The 20,849-nt window shown below is 63.2% G+C and carries 17 protein-coding genes, 1 tRNA gene and 1 pseudogene; 14 read left to right on the top strand and 5 right to left on the bottom strand.

What is annotated here, in order from left to right; all coding sequences use genetic code 11:
* The first annotated feature begins 22 nt into the window (after window positions 1–22).
* The 3 genes and pseudogenes from W911_RS16090 (at window position 23) to W911_RS16085 (ending at window position 3,256) form a co-directional block, all read left to right on the top strand.
* Window positions 23–109 (top strand) — tRNA-Leu (locus tag W911_RS16090).
* 468 nt (window positions 110–577) lie between these two features.
* Window positions 578–1,066: pseudogene (locus W911_RS19045) on the top strand (PAS domain-containing protein); the annotation flags it as partial.
* Window positions 1,040–3,256 (top strand): GAF domain-containing hybrid sensor histidine kinase/response regulator, encoded by a 2,217-nt coding sequence (locus tag W911_RS16085; RefSeq protein ID WP_425277593.1) that lies wholly within the window; start codon window positions 1,040–1,042, stop codon window positions 3,254–3,256. The pseudogene W911_RS19045 and the gene W911_RS16085, both read left to right, overlap by 27 nt.
* A gap of 102 nt (window positions 3,257–3,358) precedes the next feature.
* On the opposite strand, the gene W911_RS16080 is transcribed toward W911_RS16085, so the two are convergent.
* Window positions 3,359–4,381 carry a sulfate ABC transporter substrate-binding protein gene (locus W911_RS16080; protein WP_041316695.1) on the bottom strand — a complete coding sequence of 341 codons (1,023 nt, stop codon included), beginning with the start codon at window positions 4,379–4,381 and terminating at the stop codon, window positions 3,359–3,361.
* A gap of 239 nt (window positions 4,382–4,620) precedes the next feature.
* Complete coding sequence (locus tag W911_RS16075) at window positions 4,621–4,827, bottom strand: hypothetical protein (protein WP_041316692.1); 207 nt, start codon at window positions 4,825–4,827, stop codon at window positions 4,621–4,623.
* Between the two features lie 503 nt (window positions 4,828–5,330).
* On the opposite strand from W911_RS16075, the gene W911_RS16070 reads away from it, so the two are divergent.
* The 9 genes from W911_RS16070 to W911_RS16030 all read left to right on the top strand — a co-directional run bounded on the left by W911_RS16070 (window position 5,331) and on the right by W911_RS16030 (window position 15,548).
* Complete coding sequence (locus tag W911_RS16070) at window positions 5,331–6,353, top strand: sulfate ABC transporter substrate-binding protein (protein ID WP_023788600.1); 1,023 nt, start codon at window positions 5,331–5,333, stop codon at window positions 6,351–6,353.
* A gap of 323 nt (window positions 6,354–6,676) precedes the next feature.
* On the top strand, window positions 6,677–7,366 hold the full coding sequence (locus W911_RS16065) for an RBBP9/YdeN family alpha/beta hydrolase (RefSeq protein ID WP_023788599.1): 690 nt from the start codon (window positions 6,677–6,679) through the stop codon (window positions 7,364–7,366).
* A 152-nt stretch (window positions 7,367–7,518) separates the two neighbouring features.
* Entirely contained in the window at window positions 7,519–8,904 is a 1,386-nt protein-coding gene (locus W911_RS16060) for a porin (RefSeq protein WP_023788598.1), read from the top strand.
* A 178-nt stretch (window positions 8,905–9,082) separates the two neighbouring features.
* Window positions 9,083–9,727, top strand: a complete 645-nt coding sequence (locus W911_RS16055) for a helix-turn-helix transcriptional regulator (RefSeq protein ID WP_023788597.1) — start codon at window positions 9,083–9,085, stop codon at window positions 9,725–9,727.
* Window positions 9,728–9,946: 219 nt separating this feature from the next.
* On the top strand, window positions 9,947–10,783 hold the full coding sequence (cysT, locus tag W911_RS16050; RefSeq protein ID WP_023788596.1) for a sulfate ABC transporter permease subunit CysT: 837 nt from the start codon (window positions 9,947–9,949) through the stop codon (window positions 10,781–10,783).
* Window positions 10,783–11,679, top strand: coding sequence for a sulfate ABC transporter permease subunit CysW (gene cysW / locus W911_RS16045; RefSeq protein WP_023788595.1), 897 nt, complete (start codon window positions 10,783–10,785; stop codon window positions 11,677–11,679). Before cysT ends, cysW begins: the two co-directional genes overlap by 1 nt.
* On the top strand, window positions 11,676–12,761 hold the full coding sequence (locus W911_RS16040; RefSeq protein ID WP_023788594.1) for a sulfate/molybdate ABC transporter ATP-binding protein: 1,086 nt from the start codon (window positions 11,676–11,678) through the stop codon (window positions 12,759–12,761). Before cysW ends, W911_RS16040 begins: the two co-directional genes overlap by 4 nt.
* Window positions 12,758–13,699 (top strand): CysB family HTH-type transcriptional regulator, encoded by a 942-nt coding sequence (locus W911_RS16035; protein ID WP_023788593.1) that lies wholly within the window; start codon window positions 12,758–12,760, stop codon window positions 13,697–13,699. Before W911_RS16040 ends, W911_RS16035 begins: the two co-directional genes overlap by 4 nt.
* Before the next feature lie 154 nt (window positions 13,700–13,853).
* Window positions 13,854–15,548 (top strand): sensor histidine kinase, encoded by a 1,695-nt coding sequence (locus W911_RS16030; RefSeq protein ID WP_023788592.1) that lies wholly within the window; start codon window positions 13,854–13,856, stop codon window positions 15,546–15,548.
* Window positions 15,549–15,587: 39 nt separating this feature from the next.
* Here W911_RS16030 and W911_RS16025 read toward each other — a convergent pair whose 3' ends face one another.
* Both W911_RS16025 and W911_RS16020 read right to left on the bottom strand, forming a co-directional pair.
* A complete protein-coding gene (locus tag W911_RS16025; protein WP_023788591.1) occupies window positions 15,588–16,253 on the bottom strand; it encodes an extensin-like domain-containing protein in 666 nt (221 codons plus the stop codon).
* A gap of 461 nt (window positions 16,254–16,714) precedes the next feature.
* Window positions 16,715–17,491, bottom strand: a complete 777-nt coding sequence (locus W911_RS16020; protein ID WP_023788590.1) for an alpha/beta fold hydrolase — start codon at window positions 17,489–17,491, stop codon at window positions 16,715–16,717.
* A 224-nt stretch (window positions 17,492–17,715) separates the two neighbouring features.
* Between W911_RS16020 and W911_RS16015 the strand changes: the two genes are divergently transcribed.
* Entirely contained in the window at window positions 17,716–17,967 is a 252-nt protein-coding gene (locus tag W911_RS16015) for a zinc-finger domain-containing protein (RefSeq protein WP_023788589.1), read from the top strand.
* A 4-nt stretch (window positions 17,968–17,971) separates the two neighbouring features.
* Window positions 17,972–19,168: an FAD-dependent monooxygenase gene (locus W911_RS16010; protein WP_023788588.1), complete on the top strand. Its 1,197-nt coding sequence runs from the start codon at window positions 17,972–17,974 to the stop codon at window positions 19,166–19,168.
* Between the two features lie 9 nt (window positions 19,169–19,177).
* Here W911_RS16010 and W911_RS16005 read toward each other — a convergent pair whose 3' ends face one another.
* Window positions 19,178–20,674, bottom strand: coding sequence for a di-heme oxidoreductase family protein (locus tag W911_RS16005; RefSeq protein ID WP_023788587.1), 1,497 nt, complete (start codon window positions 20,672–20,674; stop codon window positions 19,178–19,180).
* Between the last annotated feature and the right edge of the window lie 175 nt (window positions 20,675–20,849).

The raw sequence follows: 20,849 nt of genomic DNA, 5'->3' as shown, positions 1-20,849 counted from the left end.
TCGTCGCATAAAGCGGGCCTCCGCGGACGTGGTGGAACTGGTAGACACACAGGACTTAAAATCCTGAGACGGCAACGTCGTGTGGGTTCGATTCCCACCGTCCGCACCAATTCATTTCAATCCAAAAAAAGCTGGCGACCGCTGCGCGGTGATTTGCTGATGACCTTGCCGGGGCCTCTGCCCGGTTGTTGTCGGCGTGGATCTCCTGACAAGGCCGTTCGGCACCGGTTTGCGAAGCTCCGCGCATGAATTTGCGGCAAGGTGGAGTGCCTTCGGGGAACCTAAGCCCGGAGCGTGAGTTAGCGGCTAATCCAGGGGGCGGTGAGAGCGGCCGCTTCTGCGAACCCTGCCAGGATCTGTTTCGTCATTCTTGGCGTTGACAGGCGAGGGTAGGCAGAAGGCGGCGAAGCGTCTTCGGCAAGCTTTGGGTTGCAGCACGGGTTGCGGAGGCTCGTTCAACCGTTATGGAGCGATGGGCACGGCGGTGTGCTGCGCGGCATGTCGGGGAGATTCGCTGCTCGGCGTGAGTTGAAGACAGACGTGCAGGCCCGATAGGCATATCCGCTAAGAGCGTCCATTGCAGAAACCAACATCCGATGCGCACCCATTCCTGACAGGTGGCGGAGAAGTCGCCGACATCATCGCGGCGTTCGATTGGACGGGGACGGCGCTCGGCACGCTTGAAGATTGGCCACTCAGCCAAAAAAGTGCGGTTGGGCTGATCCTCCAATCGCATGTTCCGATCGTGACGCTGTGGGGCGAGGACGGCATCATGATCTACAACGATGCCTATTCGGGATTTGCCGGCGACCGTCATCCCAAACTTTTCGGTTCGAAGGTTCGTGAGGGCTGGCCGGAGGTTGCCGATTTCAACGATAACATCATGAGGACCGGCCTCTCAGGCAAAACGCTCGCCTACCGCGAGTTCCCGCTGACCCTTTACCGCCGTGACGGGAAGCCCGAGCAAGTCTGGTTGGACCTGGATTATTCGCCCCTTCTGAGCGACGAGGGCGTTCCCATCGGCGTCATGGCGATCGTTGTGGAGATCACCGCGAAGATCCAGGCTCAGCGCGCGCTCGAAGCCGAGCGCGAAAGCCTGAAGCGCATGTTCGAGCAGGCACCGGGGTTCCTGTCGGTTTTGAGCGGGCCGGAGCATCGCTTCGTGATGGCCAATCAGGCGTATAAGACGCTCGTGGGTCATCGCGACGTGACGGGAAAAACCGTCAAGGAAGCGCTGCCGGAGATCGTTGAGCAAGGCTTCCTCGATCTTCTGGATCGCGCCTATGAAACAGGCGAGCCATACGTTGGGCGCGGGGTGGCGGTGAAGATCCAGCAGTCGGGCGGCGGATCGAACGAGCGTTTCCTAGATTTTATCTATCAACCGATCGTCTCGGAAGATGGAGAGACGACGGGGATCTTCGTCCAAGGCAACGACGTCACCGAGCAATTTGAGACCGAACGGGCGATCCGTGCCGAATCCCATAAGCTCGCGGTGTTGAACCGCACCGGCGCCGCCGTCGCAGCCGAGCTCGACGTCGACCGTATCGTGGAAATCGTAACGGACGCTGCGACGGATCTCGTCGGCGCCGAATTCGGTGCATTTTTCTACAACGTCGCAAACAAAAAAGGCGAGAGCTACATGCTTTACGCCTTGTCGGGCGTGTCGCGCGACAAGTTCGATAAGTTCCCGATGCCGCGCAACACTGCTGTATTCGCGCCCACGTTCAGCGGATCCGCCATTGTCCGCTCCGACGATATCCCGAACGATCCGCGCTACGGCAAGAGTGCCCCCCATTACGGCATGCCGGAAGGCCACCTTCCCGTCAGAAGCTATCTGGCCGTGCCCGTTGTCTCGCGGACGGGCGAGGTGATCGGCGGGCTCTTCTTCGGCCACGGCGAACCGGCGAAATTCGTTGCAGAGCATGAGGAGCTTCTGGTCGGCATTGCAGGACAGGCGGCGACGGCCATCGACAACGCGCGACTGATCCAGGCTGCCGAGCGCGAAGTTGCGGAGCGGCGCCGGGCCGAAGCGGCGCTCCATACGCTGAATGCCACGCTGGAGCAGCGTGTCCGCGAGGAAGTGGAGGCGCGCTCCAAGATCGAGGAACAGTTGCGCCAGATCCACAAGATGGAGGCGGTGGGCCAGCTCACGGGCGGCATCGCGCATGACTTCAACAACATGCTGGCCATCGTCATCAGCGGATTGAACCTTCTCCAGCGCAGGCTCGCACGCGGCGACACGGATGTCGGCCGCTTCGTTGAGGCGGCGATCGACGGCGCGAACCGTGCGGCGATCCTGACGCAGCGATTGCTCGCCTTTTCCCGCCAGCAGCCGCTTTCCCCGGAGCCGCTGGCCATCAACAGGCTGGTGGCGGGCATGAGCGAGCTCCTGTCCAGAACGCTGGGAGGGAACATCGACGTCGAGACGGTGATCGCAGCGGGGCTGTGGCAGATCAAGGCCGATCCGGCGCAACTGGAAAACGCCATCCTCAACCTTGCAGTCAATGCACGCGATGCGATGCCGAACGGCGGCAAGCTCACGATCGAAGCGCAGAATGTCTTCGTGGACGACGCCTACGCCCAGGAGTACGCGATTGCGCCGGGCCAGTTCGTGATGATCGCCGTTGCCGACACCGGCTGCGGTATGAGCGTGGATCTCATCTCCAAGGCGTTCGAACCGTTCTTCACCACCAAGGAAGTCGGCAAGGGAACGGGCCTCGGTCTGAGTCAGGTTTACGGCTTCGTTCGCCAGTCGGGCGGGCACGTGAAGATTTATTCCGAAGCGAACATCGGAACGACGGTCAAGATCTACCTGCCACGCCACAGTGCCGACGTCGAGGAAGCCGATCCTGTGCCGCCTCTGCCGGTCTACCGTGGCGCAAAAAACGAATCCATTCTCGTGGTCGAGGACGACGACCGGGTCCGCGCCCTGTCCGTCGAGGCGTTGCGAGAGCTTGGCTATACCGTTGCTGAGGCCGCGGGACCTGGGGAGGCGCTTCGCATCTTCGAGCGAGGCGAAAAGTTCTCGCTGCTTTTCACGGACATCGTGATGCCCGAAATGTCCGGCCGGGAGCTTGCCGACCTCGTGCGTAGGCTGCAGACGAACATCAAGGTGCTCTACACGACGGGCTATACGCGCAACGCAATCGTGCACAACGGCATTTTGGATGCGGGCACCGGCCTGCTCACCAAGCCCTTCAGCCTTGAAGATCTCGCGTTCAAGGTGCGAAAAATTCTGGACGAAGGTAAGGGATAAACGAGTTCGCTCCGCCGAGCCGCAATGGTCACGCGAAAGAAAAAGACCCCGGCCGGGGATAGCGGCCGGGGTCGAAGCGCTAAACCTTTGGCGTGCAGCTCATCAGTTGCTCCTGGCCTGCGCCTGCGCCTCGACGATCTGGTCGTAGACACCGCCGTCCTTGAAGTGGTCGTCCTGAGCCTTGGCCCAGCTCTCGAAGTACTGTTCGAGCTTGAACGTCTTGATCGGCGGAAACTGTTCGGCATTGGCCGCAAGAATTGCCTCGCTACGCGGACGGAAGTTGTGCTTGGCAATGATGGCCTGCGCCTCGTCCTCGAAGAGGTAGTCGAGATAGGCCTTCGCGAGTGCGGCCGTGCCGCGATTTGCCGTGACCTTCTCCACCACGGCAACAGGTGGCGCGGCCTCGATGCTGAGCGAGGGATAGACGATGTCGAACTGGTCTCCGAACTCGGCCGCGACGAGCTTGGCCTCGTTCTCGAACGTCACAAGGGCGTCGCCGACATCGCGCTGGGTGAAGGAGGTCGTGGCGCCACGTCCGCCGCCGTCGAGGATCGGCACGTTGGCGATGAGATTGCCGACAAACTCACGCGCCTTGTCGTCGCCCTTGAGGTTCTCCAGCGCGTAACCCCAGGCCGCGAGATACGTGTAGCGCCCGTTGCCTGACGTCTTCGGATTGGGAATGACGACGGAGATGCCGGGCTTCGTCAGGTCGTTCCAGTCCTTGATTCCCTTCGGATTGCCCTTGCGCACGAGAAACACGCTGGTCGAGGTGTACGGAGCCGCGTCGTGCGGGAATTTGCTTTTCCAGTCGGCCGCGATCACGCCCTTTTCGGCGAGATGATCGAGGTCGGTCGGCTGGTTGAGCGTCACCACGTCGGCGTCGAGACCCGATGCGACGGCAAGCGCCTGCTTGGTCGAAGGGCCATGCGACTGGTTGACCGTGACATCGCTCCCCTGCGCCGCTTTCCAATGCGCGGAGAACGCCGGGTTGATCTCTTTATAAAGCTCGCGTGACACGTCGTAGGAGGCGTTGAGCAGCGTTGTGCTATCGGCGTGCGCCGCCAGCGGCGCGACGGCGAGGGCGCCTAGGCCGACGCCGACAAGAGCTTTGCGGAAGAACGTCATCTGTTTGACCCTTTCTCAGACGGAACGGAAAAGAAGAAGCTCGAAAAAGGGGCCGGCTCGTTGAAGCGAGCCGGCCCGAGGCAGAACCGCGGCCGGTGACGACCTGGTCCAGGGAGACACACGGCCATGCAGGATGCGGAGCGACCGTTTGAAGGGAAGAAAAGAAGCAGAAATCCGCGAAATAGGCGGGTCTGGCCTGCATGCCTGGGCAGAGCCATGCAGGCCAGCCCCGAAAGCCGTCATGCAGCCCTCGCCTTCTGCCTAAAGCGGTTTCCGAACTGCGCGATCGCAGCCCGTTCGGCGTCGCGCGGAGCTGAGAAAAGCTTTCCGTCGAGCGGATAGTAGCGGGGCAGGGAGGCATGGAAGCGATAGGTCTTCTCGTTCTCCTGGCGCACCACGATACCGGCGGTCTCGTTGGCGACTTCGATGACATAGGCGTCTGACATAGTCTCGTCCTTTCCCGTTTTCGGCGGGCTAACTCGTGAACGATGTGATGGGTTTCAAATGCCGGATGCGCAGGGTGCATCCAGGCTCATGGCATCAACAACACCGACACGAGAGAGTGCGCGAAAGGCTGGCCGAGAGACGGGCTGCGGCATCTTGGCCGCGAAGGGAAGCGAAGGACGACATGGATGCTCCTTAGCGTTTGATGACGCGGCGCAAGCGAACCTCAAATCACCGCGGCGAGCACGAGGACCGTGTCGCAAGCCCATCAAGCCGTTTCGGGCTTCGAGCGTCAAATAACAAGAAGTGCGAAGGATACAATCCGGAGCGATATAACAAAGGGCAGCGTGAAGCGGGGCGGGGCGCGGCCTGACGCCCCCTCTCTTTTCCGTCACAAAGAGAGAGTTCGCGTTCGTTCATAAGCTCAGCACTTCTTCTTGGTTCGTCGCAAGCAAGCCCACGCCTAGGGTCCTCCCAGTTGATCTCATTGGAGAGGAACCATCACATGTCACTTCTGAAATTTTCCCGCCGAACTGCTCTTGCGCTGGCCGCGTCGGCCGGTGTCGTGGGGCTGGCCGCAGCCTCTTACGCCACCGAGATTTTGAACGTTTCCTACGATCCGACGCGCGAATTCTATCAGGAATACAACGAACTCTTTAAGAAGCATTGGAAAGAGCAGGGCAACACCGAAGACCTCACGATCCGTCAGTCGCACGGCGGCTCCGGCAAGCAGGCGCGCGCCGTGATCGACGGCCTTGAGGCCGATGTCGTCACGCTCGCTCTCGCCCGCGACGTCGACGCGATCCGCCAGCAGCGCCAGCTGCTTCCCGAAGGCTGGCAGTCGCGCCTCAAGGACAACTCAGCGCCTTACACCTCCACCATCGTTTTCCTCGTCCGCACGGGCAACCCGAAGGGCATCAAGGACTGGGACGATCTGGTGAAGGAAGGCGTCGCCGTGATCACGCCGAACCCCAAGACCTCGGGCGGCGCGCAGTGGAACTATCTCGCAGCCTGGCACTACGCCAAGCTGAAGTACGGCAGCGACGAGAAGGCCCAGGAGTTCGTTACGAAGCTCTACAAGAACGTCCCCGTTCTCGACTCGGGCGCCCGCGGCGCACTCACCACCTTCACCGAGCGTGCCATCGGCGACGTGTTCCTCTCCTGGGAGAACGAAGCGCACCTCGCGACCAAGGAGCTTGGCCCGGACAAGTTCGAGATCATTTTGCCTTCGATCTCGATCCTCGCTGAGCCGACGGTCGGTGTCGTTGATGTCAACGTCGACCGCAAAGGCACGCGCAAGGTCGCCGAGGCGTACCTCGAATACCTCTACAGCGACGAGGCCCAGGATCTGGCCGGCAAGCACTATTACCGTCCGCGCAACCAGCAGTTTGCTGAGAAGTACAAGGATCAGCTTTCGCCGATCAATCTGTTCACTATCGACGATGCGTTCGGTGGTTGGGACAAGGCCTTCGAGACGCACTTCAAAGACGGCGCGGTCTTCGATCAGATCTTCGAACAGCGCAGCTAAACACGCCTGAAAGTTAGGGTTCTGCCGCTCCCGCGCTCTCCCATCACTCCTCCCGGAGGAGTTCGGGGGCGGCAGCCCCTGACGATCCCGACACAGAAAGAATGCCCCATGGTCAACGCAACGCCACAGACGAGGAATGCCGCATCGGCACCCTATGTGATGCTCGGTTGGCCGCTCACTTGGGTTTCCCAAGGCAGCCAGTTTTTCCAGGTCGAAATGCTCTGTCGTTCCGTAAAGCCGATCGCCTCGCTCTGTTGACGCTCGCATTGAGTTTGAGCCCTCCAAAGCACCGCAAACGACATTTGGCTTGAAGGATATTCGCCATGACCGCCAGCGACCTTGAACCTACGACCCTTATCGTTCCCGGCTTGAATTCCAGTGGCGCCGCACATTGGCAAACCTGGCTGGAAGAGCAGATCCCCGGCGCAGTCCGCGTCGTACAGCGAGATTGGAAAAGCGCCGACCTCGCAGAATGGTCGAGCCGCGTTCGCCGCGAGATTTCCCGCAGTCCGGGCCGCGTTTTGATCGCGGCGCACAGCTTCGGTGCGCTGGCGGCCGTCCAGGCGGCGGACGACCACCGCCACAGGATCGCGGGTGCGCTTCTCGTTGCTCCGGCAGATCCCGAAAAATTCGGTGTGTCGGACCTGCTGCCGCACGGCCCGCTCGGCTTCCCTGCCGTCGTTGTCGCGTCGTCCAACGACCCGTGGCTGAGCATCGAGCGTGCAGCCCGTCTCGCCGGAGCGTGGGATGCCGATTTCGTGAGCGTGGGAGCGGCCGGCCACATCAATACGGAGAGCGGCTACGGCCCTTGGCCCGGCGGTCTCCGGCTCCTGCAGCGGCTGCTTTTTAACGGGCGCGCGCAAGCAAATCAGTTCACGCTGGGTACGAAGCTGCCCGTTGGCGGCGAGTGGCCGCATGTGCCGTCTGAGCGCGAGGACACCCTCGACCAAGCCCGCTCGCGTCTTATCCATCGTGACCTTTCGACGACCATCGTGGACGCTGTGCGTGTCTGAGCAGCCACCGGCGCATCCAAAATGCAACAGATCTTTGAATTTATGACGGCTGGTGCAGATCAAAGCTTGTGCTTGAAGGAGTGAATCGAGAAAATATCAGTAATATCAATGCGTTATATCAGAATTCGATCTAACATAACGGAGAGTGTCGGATGATTGGGGGTGTGAATTTGAGAAGGGGGTTCGTTGCTGCGACCGCAGCCGGCCTGCTTCTCTCGGTGGGGGCGACGCAAACGTTCGCGGCAGACCTGGGGGGGAATTGCTGCGCCGATCTCGAAGAACGGATCGCCGAGCTCGAAGCCACCACGGCGCGCAAGGGCAACCGCAAGGTGTCGCTGACCGTCTACGGCCAGGTGAACCAGGGCGTTCTGGCCTGGGACGACGGCTTCGAGAGCAACGTTGGTGTCTACACCAACGACAACTCGCGGACGCGCATCGGTTTCCGCGGCAACGCGAAGATCAACAGCGAGTGGTCTGCGGGCTACCGTCTTGAGATCGGCGTCCGGTCGGCAAACTCGAAGCGTTTCACGCAGGACGATCCGACCGGCGAGTCCGGTTTGGATCTGCGTGATTCGCACTGGTACATCGACAACAAGAGCCTCGGCCGGGTGACGGTTGGACGCGGCGGCACTGCGACAGATCAGATCACCGAGATCAACCTGACGCAGACCGCGGACTTCGCGAAGTATTCGGACGTCGAGGACACGGGCCTCGGCCTGAGCCTGCGCAACGGTGCCGGCGCGCTCAGCGGGCGGTATCAGTATCGTCGCCTCATCGGCGTGCACGGCGATCAGCCGGGCGAGGGTGAACGTCGCTTCGATGCCGTCACCTACCGGACGCCGGAACTGGCGGGCTTCACCGCCTCGGCGACGTGGGCCAACGACGACTACTGGGATATCGCCCTGCGGTATGCCGGCGAGCTGGGGCCGTTCAAGGTCGCTGCCGGCATCGGTTACGGCGAGATCACGGACGGCAGCCAGACCCAGACGGCGTGCGCCTTCATCGGCGGCGGCGTGGGCACGAACTCCGACACACGATGCAATCAGTTCGGCGGTTCGGTCAGCATCCTTCACAACCCCACCGGCCTGTTCCTGAACGCGGCTGCTGGCGTGAAGGAAGATGAGTTGGCCTCGCATTCGGCCCTGTTCCAAGGCCCGATCGCGGCGGACGACGAGCAAACGTTCTGGTCGATCCAGGCCGGTATCGAGCGCAAGTGGACGCCGTTCGGCAAGACCACCATCTATGGTGAGTACTACGACTACAGCGGTGGTTCGAACAATCGCACGATCGAGGCGACTTTCGCCGGAACCGGCGCCGCGGGCAACGCCGCCGTCCTTTCGACGGAGCTGAGGTCGGTGGGCTTCGGTGTCGCGCAAGGGTTCGACGCGGCCGCGCTCACGCTTTATCTCTCGTACCGGCATGTCGAGGCGGACCTCACTGCGTCGCAGGTCGTGGGCGGCGTTGCCGCCGGTCCGGCAACCGCTGCGAACCTCGAAGACCTCGATCTCGTCTTCGCCGGCGGTATCATCAAGTTCTGATCCAACCTTCTCCCGGTGATCAGTTGACGGGAAGGGCCGCTCTCCGGGGCGGCCCTTTTTGTTTGCGCGGCACCGCGTCCTTTTCGCGTCCGCGTATAAGAACATCATTTCTTCTTGGTTCGTCCGCTGCCGGTGCTCCGTTACCTTGGCAGCCATGAGAACAATCACAGCATACGCGATGTCACGAACAGAAACCGAAGACGGCGGCCGCCTGGCGGGTGTCTCGCCGGAGGTGCGCCCGCCCGGCGGACCGGCAGGCGCCCGCAATGTCCCGTTCATCGTCGGCGGAAACCTTCGCCGATTGCGCAAGGCGCATGGCTTGTCGCTTGAGCGTCTTGCCGAGCTGTCGGGCGTGAGCCGTGCGATGCTGGGCCAGATCGAGACGGCCAAGAGCGTGCCGACCGTGAGCCTGCTGTGGCGTGTCGCGGACGCCCTCGGCGTCCCCGTTGCAACGCTCGTGGCGAGTGAAAGCGAGCCCCTCGCGGTGGTTCTGAGCCGCAGCGGTGCGAGCCTTCTTGTCGGCAGCGAGGGCCGCTATGCGAGCCGCAGCCTCTTACCCCACGGGCGCGCGGCCTCCACCGGCTTTTTCGAGCTTCACATTGCTGGAAGCCACCGTGAGGCCTGCCCCGCAGCCCCCATCGGCACACGCCATAGCTTGGTCGTGGCGCATGGCAGCCTCACCGTTTCCATCGGTGACGAGACGCCGATTGCGCTCGCCGAAGGGGACGCCGTCGCCTTCGAAGGAGGCACGCCTTACGCGATCGAGAACCCGGCCGGGTCCGAAGCGATCGCCTATCTGGTCGTGGTTTCGCCCACGCCGTGAGCGGCCGCCGCCTTTGCAGAAATTCGAATAACGATCGCAGTTCTTATTAGTTCTGCTTCTAAAGAGGAGACCCTACGGTGCGCGCATACGGTTTGGGGGATGTGACTGTGTCATCGAAACGGATTCAACTGGAGAGGTTCATCTCTTGGACGGCGCTGCTCTGTTCCGTGTCCGTGATCATCGCTCTGACGATTGCACACTGACATAGGAACGGAATCGATGGCATTCGCACGTAAACGCAGCGTTCTGCCTGGATTCGGGCTGTCGCTCGGATTCACGTTGGCATACCTGTCCCTGATCGTTCTCATCCCGCTCTCGGCCGTATTCATCATGGCGGCCGGCATGGGCTGGGACGCTTATCTCGCCGCCGCGACCGCGCCTCGCGTCGTTGCTTCCTACAAGCTGAGCTTCGGCGCTTCGCTCCTTGCCGCCGCCATCAATGTGGTGTTCGGCCTGATCCTGGCGTGGGGCCTGGTGCGCTACACCTTTCCCGGAAAGAAGCTCGTCGACGCTCTCGTAGACCTGCCGTTCGCGCTGCCGACGGCCGTCGCCGGTATCGCGCTGACGGCCATCTACGCTCAGAACGGCTGGATCGGACAGTGGCTCGCGCCCTTCGATATCCGTATCGCCTTCACACCCATCGGCATCGTCATCGCGCTCGTCTTTATCGGTCTCCCGTTCGTTGTGCGGACGGTGCAGCCGGTCCTCGAAGATCTCGATGCCGAGTTCGAGGAGGCCGCTGCGAGCTTGGGTGCGGGGCGTCTCCAGACCTTCATCCGCGTCGTGTTCCCGGCCCTCGTTCCGGCCTTGCTGACCGGCTTCGCACTCGCCTTCGCGCGTGCCGTCGGCGAGTACGGGTCGGTGATCTTCATCGCCGGCAACATGCCGTTCGTTTCCGAGATTACGCCACTCATGATCATCACCAAGCTTGAGCAGTACGACTATGCCGGCGCCACCGCCATCGCATCCGTCATGCTCATTCTCTCGTTCGTCCTGCTGCTCATCATCAACGGTCTGCAGGCTTGGTCGTCGCGCCGTGGAGGGAGGGAAGCCTGATGGCCGGAGCTGTTACACATCTTCACGGGTTCGCCGGTTCCGCGACCCGCTTCGAGAACAACCTCGCCACCCGTGACGAGCGCTGGGTCAAATACCTTGTCCTCGGTACCGGCCTGACGTTCTTCGTGCTCTTCCTTATCCTGCCGTTGATCACGGTCTTCTTCGAGGCATTCCGCAGGGGGTGGGGCGTCTACATCACGTCTCTCTCCGATCCCGATGCGCTGGCCGCCGTAAGGCTCACCTTGCTCGCGGCAGCCATCGCGGTGCCTTTGAACCTGGTGTTCGGCATTTCGGCGGCCTGGGCCATCACCAAGCACAACTTCCGCGGCAAGCAGATCCTCATCAGCTTCATCGATCTGCCGTTCTCGGTATCTCCGGTGGTCGCGGGTCTTGTTTTCGTGCTGCTGTTCGGTGCGCAGGGGTGGTTCGGTCCCTGGCTCCAGGACAACAACATCAAGATCATCTTCGCGGTGCCGGGCATCGTGCTGGCGACGGTGTTCGTGACCTTCCCGTTTATCGCGCGCGAGTTGATCCCGCTGATGCAGGCACAGGGCCGCGACGAGGAAGAAGCCGCCGTCACGCTCGGCGCGTCGGGGCTGCAAACATTCTGGCGCGTCACGCTGCCCAACGTGAAATGGGCGCTCCTCTACGGCGTGATACTCTGTAACGCGCGTGCAATGGGAGAGTTCGGCGCGGTGTCGGTCGTGTCCGGACACATCCGCGGCCAGACCAACACCATGCCGCTGCACGTCGAGATCCTTTATAACGAATATCAATTCGCAGCCGCGTTCGCAGTGGCGTCGCTCTTGGCCTTCCTGGCGATCATTACGCTTGCCGTGAAGACATTCATCGAGTGGCGCGCGAGTGCAGCCTACGCTGAGGAGAAATTGGGATGAGCATTGCGGTCAAAGACATCTCGAAGTCTTTCGGAACGTTCAAAGCGCTCGACAATATCAACCTGACCCTGCCGCCGGGTGAGCTGGTGGCGTTGCTCGGACCCTCGGGCTGCGGCAAGACCACGCTGCTTCGCATCATCGCCGGCCTTGAGCAGGCGGATGAAGGCACCGTCATTCTTTCGGGTGAGGATGCCTCCGCCAAGCACGTCCGCGAGCGACGCGTCGGCTTTGTGTTTCAGCACTACGCCCTGTTCCGGCACCTGACCGTGTTCGAGAACGTCGCTTTCGGTTTGCGTGTCAAACCGCGCAGCCAGCGTCCCTCGAACGCCGAGATCAAGAAGCGCGTCGAGCGCCTGCTTGAACTCGTCCAGCTCGGGTGGCTCGCCGACCGTTTCCCGGCGCAGCTTTCCGGCGGCCAGCGCCAGCGCATCGCGCTGGCGCGCGCTCTCGCCGTCGAGCCGCAGGTGCTGCTGCTCGACGAGCCGTTCGGCGCGCTCGATGCGAAGGTGAGAAAAGAGCTGCGCCGCTGGCTCCGCCGTCTTCACGACGAACTGCACATCTCGTCCGTGTTCGTGACTCACGATCAGGAGGAGGCGCTGGAAGTCTCCGACCGCATCGTGCTCATGAACAAGGGCAAGATCGAGCAGATCGGATCCCCGAAGGAGATCTACAACAATCCGGCGACCTCGTTCGCGTATAGCTTCATCGGCAACGTGAACGAGTTCCGTGGGCATGTCGAAGGTGGCTATGTGCGGGTCGGCAACGATCTGCTTCCGCATGGCCGCACCGATCTTCACGATGGCGCGTCCGTCGTGGCGTTCACCCGCCCGCACGACACGGAAATCGTGAAAACCTCTGACGGAGAGGGCATCGCGGCCCGTGTGAACCGCATCCTCGATAGCAGCGGCGCTGTTACCCGCGTCGAACTGCTTGCAAATGGAGATGCGCGTGGCGGCAAACACGATTATTTTGAGGTCGAAGTGACGGCCGATCATTTGGCATCGCTCGGTCTATCGACAGGCGACAACGTTCGCATCAAGAGCAGGCGCCTGAGCCTGTTCGGAGAAAACGAGAACAGATGAACTTTCAGCAGCTACGCATCATCCGTGAGACTGTAAGGCGAAACTTCAATCTCACGGATGTTGCGAACGCGCTCTATACTTCGCAGTCGGGCGTTTCCAAGCATATCAAGGATCTTGAGGACGAGCTGGGCGTCGAGCTGTTCGTTCGGCGCGGCAAGCGCCTGCTCGGTCTGACCGAGCCGGGGCGCGAGCTCGTGGGCATCGTCGAGCGCATCTTGCTCGACACCCAGAACATCAAGAAGCTTGGCGAGCAATTCGCCAATCGCGACCGCGGCCAGCTCGACGTCGCGACCACGCATACGCAGGCGCGCTATGCCTTGCCGCTCGTGGTCGCAAAGTTTCGGGAGGCCTATCCCAACGTCCATCTCGTGCTTCACCAGGGGAGCCCGGCTGAGATCGCACGCATGTTGGCCGAAGGCGCGGCGGACATCGGCATCGCCACCGAATCCTTGAAGGATGCGCCGGAGCTGGCGTCGTTCCCCTATTACAGTTGGCATCACGGCGTCGTCGTGCGTGCCGGCCACGCGCTGGAAAACGCCGGCAAGCTCACGCTCGAAACGCTCTCCGAATGGCCGCTGATCACCTACAGCGAAGGCTTCACGGGCCGGCCCAAGATCGACAAGGCTTTCGCGGAAGCCGGTATCGTGCCCGACATCGTGCTGTCCGCTCTCGACGCGGACGTCATCAAGTCCTACGTCGAGTTGGGTCTCGGCGTCGGCGTTGTCGCGTCTCAGGCATTCGAGCCTCAGCGCGATCCCGAACTGCGCCTTATCGACGCCACGCATCTGTTCGAGGTAAATACGTCGCAGATCGCGGTACGCCGAGGCGCTTACCTGAGGGGATACGCCTACCGTTTCATCGAATATTGCTCGCCGGCGCTGACGGAATCGGTCGTGCGTGCGAAAATTGAGCAACCCGCCGAGCCACGGGGAGCATAAGGAGGTTTCGGATCCAATTGGTTGGAAGGTTGGATCGCGCGGGCAATCGGGCTCGAACAATTTGGCCAACTGCGCTATTTGAAGCTTCGACGGCGACCGCTCGCATTAAGGTGGAGCGGCCGGATTTCCGCAAGCTTGGGATGCAGCGCCAGGTATGAAACGCTCCTTTTCCGTACGACCGCCCTGGCCCGTTTCCTTTCTCCTGGCCCTATCGATCATAGCCCTCGCGGTACCGCTACTTGCGCTGCTCGCCATGGAGGCGGCCCGTCTCACGGCGTCGGAGCGGGAGCGCCTCGTTGGAGAGGCTGCGAGTTCTGCCGCGCGTATTGCCGCCGACCTCGATCAGACGCTCAATAGCTACATGGCGATCCTCGAGTCCTTGGCCACCACGCCTGCGCTCGCGGAAGATAATTTCGAAACCGTCTATCATCAGGCCGTCGCCGCGCTCAAATCGCGCCGGTTGTTCGCGTTCCTGCGCGACCCAAGCGGGCAGCAGCGCTTCAATACGCGCCTGCCATACGGCGCGCCTCTCCCGAACGCGAAAGGAACGGACGAACCCGTTTTCGAAGACGGGCGTCCGCACGTTTCCGATATCGTCATCGGGCAGGTGGCGAAGAAGCCTGTCATGGCCGTGTCCGTTCCCGTCATGCGAAATGAAGAGATCCGCTACGTCCTCTCGCTCTCGCTGGATCCGGTGCTGATGAAGGAGCTACTCGACCGCCAGAAGCTTCCGCCGGAATGGCGCGGGACGATCACGGATCGCAAAGGCAACGTGATCGCGCGCACGCGTCTCCACGACGAGTTCCTCGGCAAGCCGTTCAAGGAAGAGGCGCTGCGCGACAAGATGGAAGGCGCTCGCCACGGAACGGACCTGGAAGGCCGCGCCGTTATTTGGGGCTCCGCGCCGTCGCGCACCAGCGGTTGGCTGATCTCGGTCTCGGTCCCGGCCGATCTGGTCGAGGCTTCGGCCCGCGAGGCGCTCTTGAGCTACGTTCTGATCGTTGCCGCGTTCACCTGTGCCGGGATCGCCGGCGCGGTCGGCGTTGCGCGCGTCATCACCCGCCCGCTCGGGCTTGCCGAAAAGGCGGCGAAATCGCTCGGCGAGGGCCGGCCTGTCGATTTCCAGCCGACCGTCGTCGAGGAGGCGAACGCGATCGGCACTGCGTTGGTCGAGGCCGCCCGTCTCCGGGAAGAAGCCGAGCAGCAGATCATGCTGTTGATGCGCGAGGTCAATCACCGCTCCAAGAACATGCTGGCCGTTGTGCAGGCCATCGCGCGCCAGATGCCCTCCAAGGAACCCAAGCAGTTCGTTCGCCAGTTCTCGGACCGCATCGTAGGCCTCGCCGCGAGCCAGGATCTTCTCATCGAGAGCAATTGGCAGGGCGTGCGCGTGGCCGACCTCGTGCGGTCTCAGCTTTCGCTCTTTCGCGAGCTGATCGGGACGCGCATCGAGATATCGGGTCCCCTCGTCCGCCTCCAGCCGCCTGCCGCCCAGGCCATCGGCATGGCGCTGCACGAGCTGGCGACGAACGCCAGCAAATACGGTGCATTGTCCGATGAGAATGGGCAGGTCCACGTCTCGTGGGACCTCGTGCCGGGGGCGGAGGAGCGCGAGTTCCGGCTCGAATGGCGGGAACAGGGCGGACCTCCCGTCACGCCGCCCGAGCGGCGCGGGTTCGGGCACACCATCATGGTGGCCATGGTCGAGAAGTCGCTCGATGCCGAGGTCATCGTCGAATATCCGCAGAGCGGGCTCGTCTGGAAGGTCCGCGCACCGGGGCGCTGTACATACGAAGGGCCCGATACGGCAGGCCGTGCCGCAAAGCGCAAAGCAGGCGAGAAGGTCTGAGAGACGCCGCGCGTCTGTCTGGGGGTCGCCCCGCGTTCGCTACTTGCACACCCGGCCGAGCCCGTCGCGCCCGCGCCGCGCCAAGTCCACGTGGAAGTGATCGCGGTGCGCGCGATTGTATTCGGGGCCGAGCACGGTGGTAAAATGCTGGCAGGCCCCGTGATGGGCTGCCCGCAGGAACGCCCGTTGCGCCTGATTGCCGTTCCAGTGGCGCACGAGCGAGACCCGCTCCCCGTTCGAAAGAACGAAGCCGGTGACGTCGAGCGCGTTGGCATAGCCGTGCTCGGAAAGCTTGCCGCCGGACTTGTGGTTGATCGGGCGGCAATTATAGGAGCCCGCCGTCGAGATCTCTTCCACCTCCGCGCCGAAATGATAGAGCGCGGCGGGCGACACATGCTCGCGGATCCACCGCTCGATCTGGGGAATCATGGGGCAGCGAAGAAGGGCGGCCGGTTTGATCCGCACCCGCCCGTCGTCCACGGCCGTGACTTCGTAGGGGCGCTCCGTGCCGCACATGCCGGGTCCGCCGAGGGCGGAGCGGCTCGAAAGGTAGGTCGTGCGCTGGAGCACGCCGGACGCGATGCACGCACTTTCTTCCTGGTCGCGCCAAGGCTCGTATTGGGCAACGAAATTCGGCCCCGAGCTGCACGCCGAGAGCAAGGCCGGAACAAGCACCGGCAACACGAGTACACGACTGAGACGCATGACCTGGGAACACTAAGTCCGTTAGCACTAACGAACGGTGAATGTCCCATCCTCCCTGGCACGGTGTGCCATCACTTTCGGGCGGTTTGCGGCCGGGTCTACGGCTGACCTCGGGCGTATCGGAGGCGTTTTTCCGGCGCCTTTTTCGAGATATCCACAGGGAACGGAGGGGGAGGGCAGAGAATACGTGCACCAATCAATTGAGTGCCTGCTACAATCCGGACTGCCCGGATTTCTGGACGCCGGTCGCTCTCTGACGCAGCATCCAGCCCTCTGAATGGATGGGTCAGGTTCGGCCGAAGCCGGGCAGCGTATGCGTAAGGCGTCACGACTTTTTCGTGCGTCGAGGCCCCGGCCCGTCGTCAGAGTTGCTCGCTCGGCATCCCCCACGATGTTCCCTCGACGAGCAACGGCTGAGACACCGGGGCCTTGTGACTTTCGCGTCGTGCTTCCGGCCTTGCCTAGGGCGCTCGCCCATCCACGCGCGCGAGAAATTCCAGCGCCGCAGCCTTGAACGTCCGATCGCCGACGGCCTTCATATGCTCTCGTCCCGCGATGACGAACGCTTCCGCGCCTGGGATCAATTTGGCGAGATCCGGTGCAGACCCGCCGACGACGTCGTTCTCGCCGACGGCCACCAGCACGGGCGCGCCGATCTGCGCAACGGCGTCTGCCGTGATCGGCGCCCGCGCGGAGCGGATGCAGGCCGCGAGCGCCTTGAGGTCGCTTTTCGTCTGCTCGGCAAACACGCGGAAGGTGCGTGCGGCCTGGCTCTTCACGTCGTCCACGTGAGCGGCTTCGAGTGCATGCGCGATGGGCCCGGTGCCAGCCATTCCCCGCACCATGTTGATGCCGAGCCCGCCGAACACCAGGCTCTGGATGCGCTCGGGATGCGCAAGCGCAAGGAAGGCCGCGATGCGCGAGCCCATCGAATAGCCGATGACGTGTGCACGCGGGATCGCGAGATGATCGAGCAGGCACCGCGCATCTTCGGCCATGAGCGGCGCGCCGTAGTCGTCGAGTTCGTAGAGCTTCTCGCTTGCGCCATGCCCGCGGTTGTCGAACGCGATCACGCGGTATCCGGCGTCGATCAGAGTCCGGACCCAGCCCGTATCGACCCAGTTGGTCGGCACATTCGACGCAAACCCATGGATGAGCAGCACCGGAATGTCGTTCGGCTGCGGCGGGCGCTGGTCGATGTAGGCGATCTCCACGCCTTGGGAGTTGAAGGTCGTCATCGCTGGTCGAGAGGTCACGTCGCTGTCCCGCAAATCGCTTTCACGCTCGTCCGCGCCGAAACGGCGGACGAGGAAGGCAAGGGTGGCAGCAAACGGACATGGATGGCAATGCCTTGCGGCAGGCGGACGCGCCCGCCTTCCGGGACGAACCGTCCTCTGTTCTTTTCGGGAGGCCCCCGCTATGGTCGCCCATCCGAACGAACTGACGCGGAAAGACCACGGCAATGGCCAAGAACGTGACCCCTCATTTCGCAAACGATGTCGGCGCCGAAAAAATCTTTGTCGGTGTCAAGGAGCTGCAGTGCATGGGCGCGCGCGCGCCCTTCGACCATCCGCACGTGTTCCTCGATATGGGCGCCGACAGCCAGGTCCTTTGCCCCTATTGCTCGACGCTTTATGTTTACGATCCGCGCCTTGCCGCGGACGAGAGCGATCCGAGGAATTGCCTTGTCTCCGCGAGCGACCTGGCGGCCTGACGCCATGACGGACGCGCGCCCCCCGCCCGGCCAGATCGTGATCGCAGGCGGCGGTATCGGCGGACTCGCGGCGGCGCTTGCGCTCGCACGGCAAAACATTCCATCCGAAGTGCTGGAGCGCCGCCCCGCGTTCGGCGAAGACGGTGCCGGCATCCAGATCGGCCCCAACGGCACCCGTATCCTGACGGCGCTCGGCGTTGCGCCCATGCTCGAAGCGTCCGTCACGACGCCGGACGCAGTCCACATCCGCGATGCGATGAGCGGCCGGGATCTGGCGCGCTTTCCGCTCGGCCCGTGGATCGCGGAACGTCACGGAGCCCCATACTGGACGCTTCATCGGCGCGATCTTCACAAAGCGCTTCTTGACACGGCCAGGCGCGAGCCTCTGATCCGCATCAGAACCGATGTCGTCGTGACTGCGCTCCGCGAAGAACGAGATGAGAGCGTCACCGCCGTTGCAGCGGATGGCGAAGCCAGCAGGGGGCGGGCGTTGATTGCCGCCGATGGCGCATGGTCCGCCCTTCGCACGGATCCCTTCGGCGGCGGCGCACCGCGCTACACGGGAAAATGCGCCGTGCGTACCGTGCTTCCGGTGTCTGCCGTGCCGGAACCGCTCCGCCGCCCCGAGGTCAATCTTTGGATCGGACCGGATGTCCACGTCGTGCATTATCCCGTTTCGGGCGGGGAAGCCGTTGCGCTCGTGGCGATCTTCGACGACGGCCGCGTCGCGGGGGACTGGAACTCGCCGTGCGACCGGGGCTGGGTAGGCGCGCGCCGGCAGCGCTTCGCACCGCTTCTGAAAGATCTTGTCGGCCGTCCGGACACATGGCGCCGCTGGTCGCTGCTCGCACTTGAAACGTCTCCGCAATTTTCCGTGGGACGCATGGCCCTGCTCGGGGACGCCGCGCACCCGGTGCTTCCCTTCCTCGCGCAGGGCGGCGTCATGGCGCTTGAGGATGCGGTCGTCGTCGCGCGCGCACTTGCTGCCGATCCGCAGGATCCGGCCCGTGCCTTAGAGGCCTATGCGCGCGAGCGCACGCCGCGCGTGCGCCGCGTGGCCGAGGCCTCGCGTGCGAACGGACGCATCTATCACATGGAGGGCGTCATGGCGGCGGGCCGCAACATGGCGCTGCGGCACATTCCGCCCGAGCGTTTCATGAGCCGATACGATTGGCTCTACGGCTGGGCGCTGCCCGCCTGACGATGCGCCTCAGAGAGAGTTGACGAACGCAAGTAAGGCCGCCCGATCCTCCGGCGTCAGCGCCGCATAGGCATCGCGCGCGCGCTGGGCTTCACCGCCGTGCCAGAGGATGGCTTCCTGCACGTCCCGCGCCCGTCCGTCGTGCAGCAGGAAGGTGTGCCCAACGACGGTTTCGGTGAGCCCCACGCCCCAGAGCGGCGCTGTCCGCCATTCGCTTCCGCTAGCATCCCCTTCTGTCCATCCGTCCGCAAGACCTTCGCCCATGTCGTGCAGCAGGAAATCGCTATACGGCCATATTTTTTGACCGCTGAGATGAGGCTGTCCTTCGAACGCGCCGGTCGTAAATGTCGGACGATGACAGGCAGCGCATCCCACATGGTGAAACAGCGCTTTTCCTCTCAGGACGGTCGCATCTTCCGGATCGCGCCGCGCCGGCACGGCAAGGTTCTCCGAATAGAAGACGAGAAGATCGAACAATTCGCCGCCAAGCTCCACGCCGCCCGTATGGTCGGAGTTCCCGTTGGGGGCATCGAGGCAGGCCGTCTGCGCGGGCGTGCAGTCTCCGGATGGGAGCGGCATGAGCGGGTTGGAAAGCCCGATGTCGGTCGCAGCCGCGATGCCGCTTTGGTCGCGCACACTCGCAACCCCCGCCTTCCAGCCGAACCGCCCGAGCGCAACGCGCTGCCCCGAGAGCGACCACACTTCGTTGGTGCGCCCGGAAATGCCGTCTCCATCCGCATCGTCCGGATCGGCGCCCGCGCGGATATCCGCCTCCGGGATCGCTTCGATGAGGCCGAGCCCGATCATCGGCGGCGCCACGCGCGGCGAAAGCCGCACGTCGGGATGCAGCAGGCCATATCCCAGCTGTGTCACGGAATACTCTGGCCGCCTCAGCGTAACCACCTCGCCGCCCGCAAGCGTCACCGGGACGTCCGTATAGGTAACGTGCGGATGGCCCTCTCCCGCGTGCCCCTGAATGGCGACGTTCTGCAGTTGCCGGCCGTAGACGGGTTCTGGAATGAACGTCGCCGTCCTGTCTGCAAGCAGCCGTTTCTGCTCGTCGGTCTCGGGTGGAATGGAAAGCTTGAGGATCATCGAGACGGCCGTGTCGTCCGGCCAGTTCGCTTGGGGTGGCCTCCCGCGCCCGTCCTTGATGTGGCAGTTTTGGCAGCCGCGCGCATTGTAAAGCGGCCCAAGTCCGTCCGAGGCCGTGGTGGAAGACGGTGCGGACACCCACAGCCGCCGGAACACCGAGTTTCCGATGCGGAAGTTCATCTCGCCTTCGAAGCCGATGCCGTGGGAGAAATGCGAGAAGGCATCGCGATTGTCGACGCGCTGCCGTGACGTGGCGCCGCCGCCCGGCCATTCCTCGCCAGCCTCAAGGGTCGCGGGTGTGATCGTGACGGCGGGAGGCGCCTCGTTTCCGGCGAGCACGGCACCGACCGCCAGCGGCACGAGGGCGGCAAGCGCAACGGGAGGCAACATGTCTCTGAGCGTCTTTGCCATCGCCTATGAAGCTCAAAGTCCTGCGCCGATCAAGCGGCGCAGGGTCCCCGTCCCCGGGCACCGAGGACGTCGACGCCGCGCTTTTCCGCGCGAAGCGCCTCTCGCCCACGTCGCGCGCGGGCGTCCGAGAAGGCGAAGACGTGCGCGGCTGAACGCATCGCTCCGCCACGCCGAC

Origin of the sequence: Hyphomicrobium nitrativorans NL23 (assembly GCF_000503895.1) — a bacterium.
Lineage (GTDB): Bacteria > Pseudomonadota > Alphaproteobacteria > Rhizobiales > Hyphomicrobiaceae > Hyphomicrobium_C > Hyphomicrobium_C nitrativorans.
Note: the sequence above shows the minus strand (reverse complement) of the source record. Positions and strands in the feature narration are given on the sequence as shown.

Coding starts and splice junctions, on each gene's coding strand:
- W911_RS16080 (WP_041316695.1), bottom strand. CDS start 4,381: ATGACGTTCTTCCGCAAAGCTCTTGTCGGCGTCGGCCTAGGCGCCCTC.
- W911_RS16075 (WP_041316692.1), bottom strand. CDS start 4,827: ATGTCAGACGCCTATGTCATCGAAGTCGCCAACGAGACCGCCGGTATC.
- W911_RS16070 (WP_023788600.1), top strand. CDS start 5,331: ATGTCACTTCTGAAATTTTCCCGCCGAACTGCTCTTGCGCTGGCCGCG.
- W911_RS16065 (WP_023788599.1), top strand. CDS start 6,677: ATGACCGCCAGCGACCTTGAACCTACGACCCTTATCGTTCCCGGCTTG.
- W911_RS16060 (WP_023788598.1), top strand. CDS start 7,519: ATGATTGGGGGTGTGAATTTGAGAAGGGGGTTCGTTGCTGCGACCGCA.
- W911_RS16055 (WP_023788597.1), top strand. CDS start 9,083: ATGTCACGAACAGAAACCGAAGACGGCGGCCGCCTGGCGGGTGTCTCG.
- cysT (WP_023788596.1), top strand. CDS start 9,947: ATGGCATTCGCACGTAAACGCAGCGTTCTGCCTGGATTCGGGCTGTCG.
- cysW (WP_023788595.1), top strand. CDS start 10,783: ATGGCCGGAGCTGTTACACATCTTCACGGGTTCGCCGGTTCCGCGACC.
- W911_RS16040 (WP_023788594.1), top strand. CDS start 11,676: ATGAGCATTGCGGTCAAAGACATCTCGAAGTCTTTCGGAACGTTCAAA.
- W911_RS16035 (WP_023788593.1), top strand. CDS start 12,758: ATGAACTTTCAGCAGCTACGCATCATCCGTGAGACTGTAAGGCGAAAC.
- W911_RS16030 (WP_023788592.1), top strand. CDS start 13,854: ATGAAACGCTCCTTTTCCGTACGACCGCCCTGGCCCGTTTCCTTTCTC.
- W911_RS16025 (WP_023788591.1), bottom strand. CDS start 16,253: ATGCGTCTCAGTCGTGTACTCGTGTTGCCGGTGCTTGTTCCGGCCTTG.
- W911_RS16020 (WP_023788590.1), bottom strand. CDS start 17,491: ATGACGACCTTCAACTCCCAAGGCGTGGAGATCGCCTACATCGACCAG.
- W911_RS16015 (WP_023788589.1), top strand. CDS start 17,716: ATGGCCAAGAACGTGACCCCTCATTTCGCAAACGATGTCGGCGCCGAA.
- W911_RS16010 (WP_023788588.1), top strand. CDS start 17,972: ATGACGGACGCGCGCCCCCCGCCCGGCCAGATCGTGATCGCAGGCGGC.
- W911_RS16005 (WP_023788587.1), bottom strand. CDS start 20,674: ATGGCAAAGACGCTCAGAGACATGTTGCCTCCCGTTGCGCTTGCCGCC.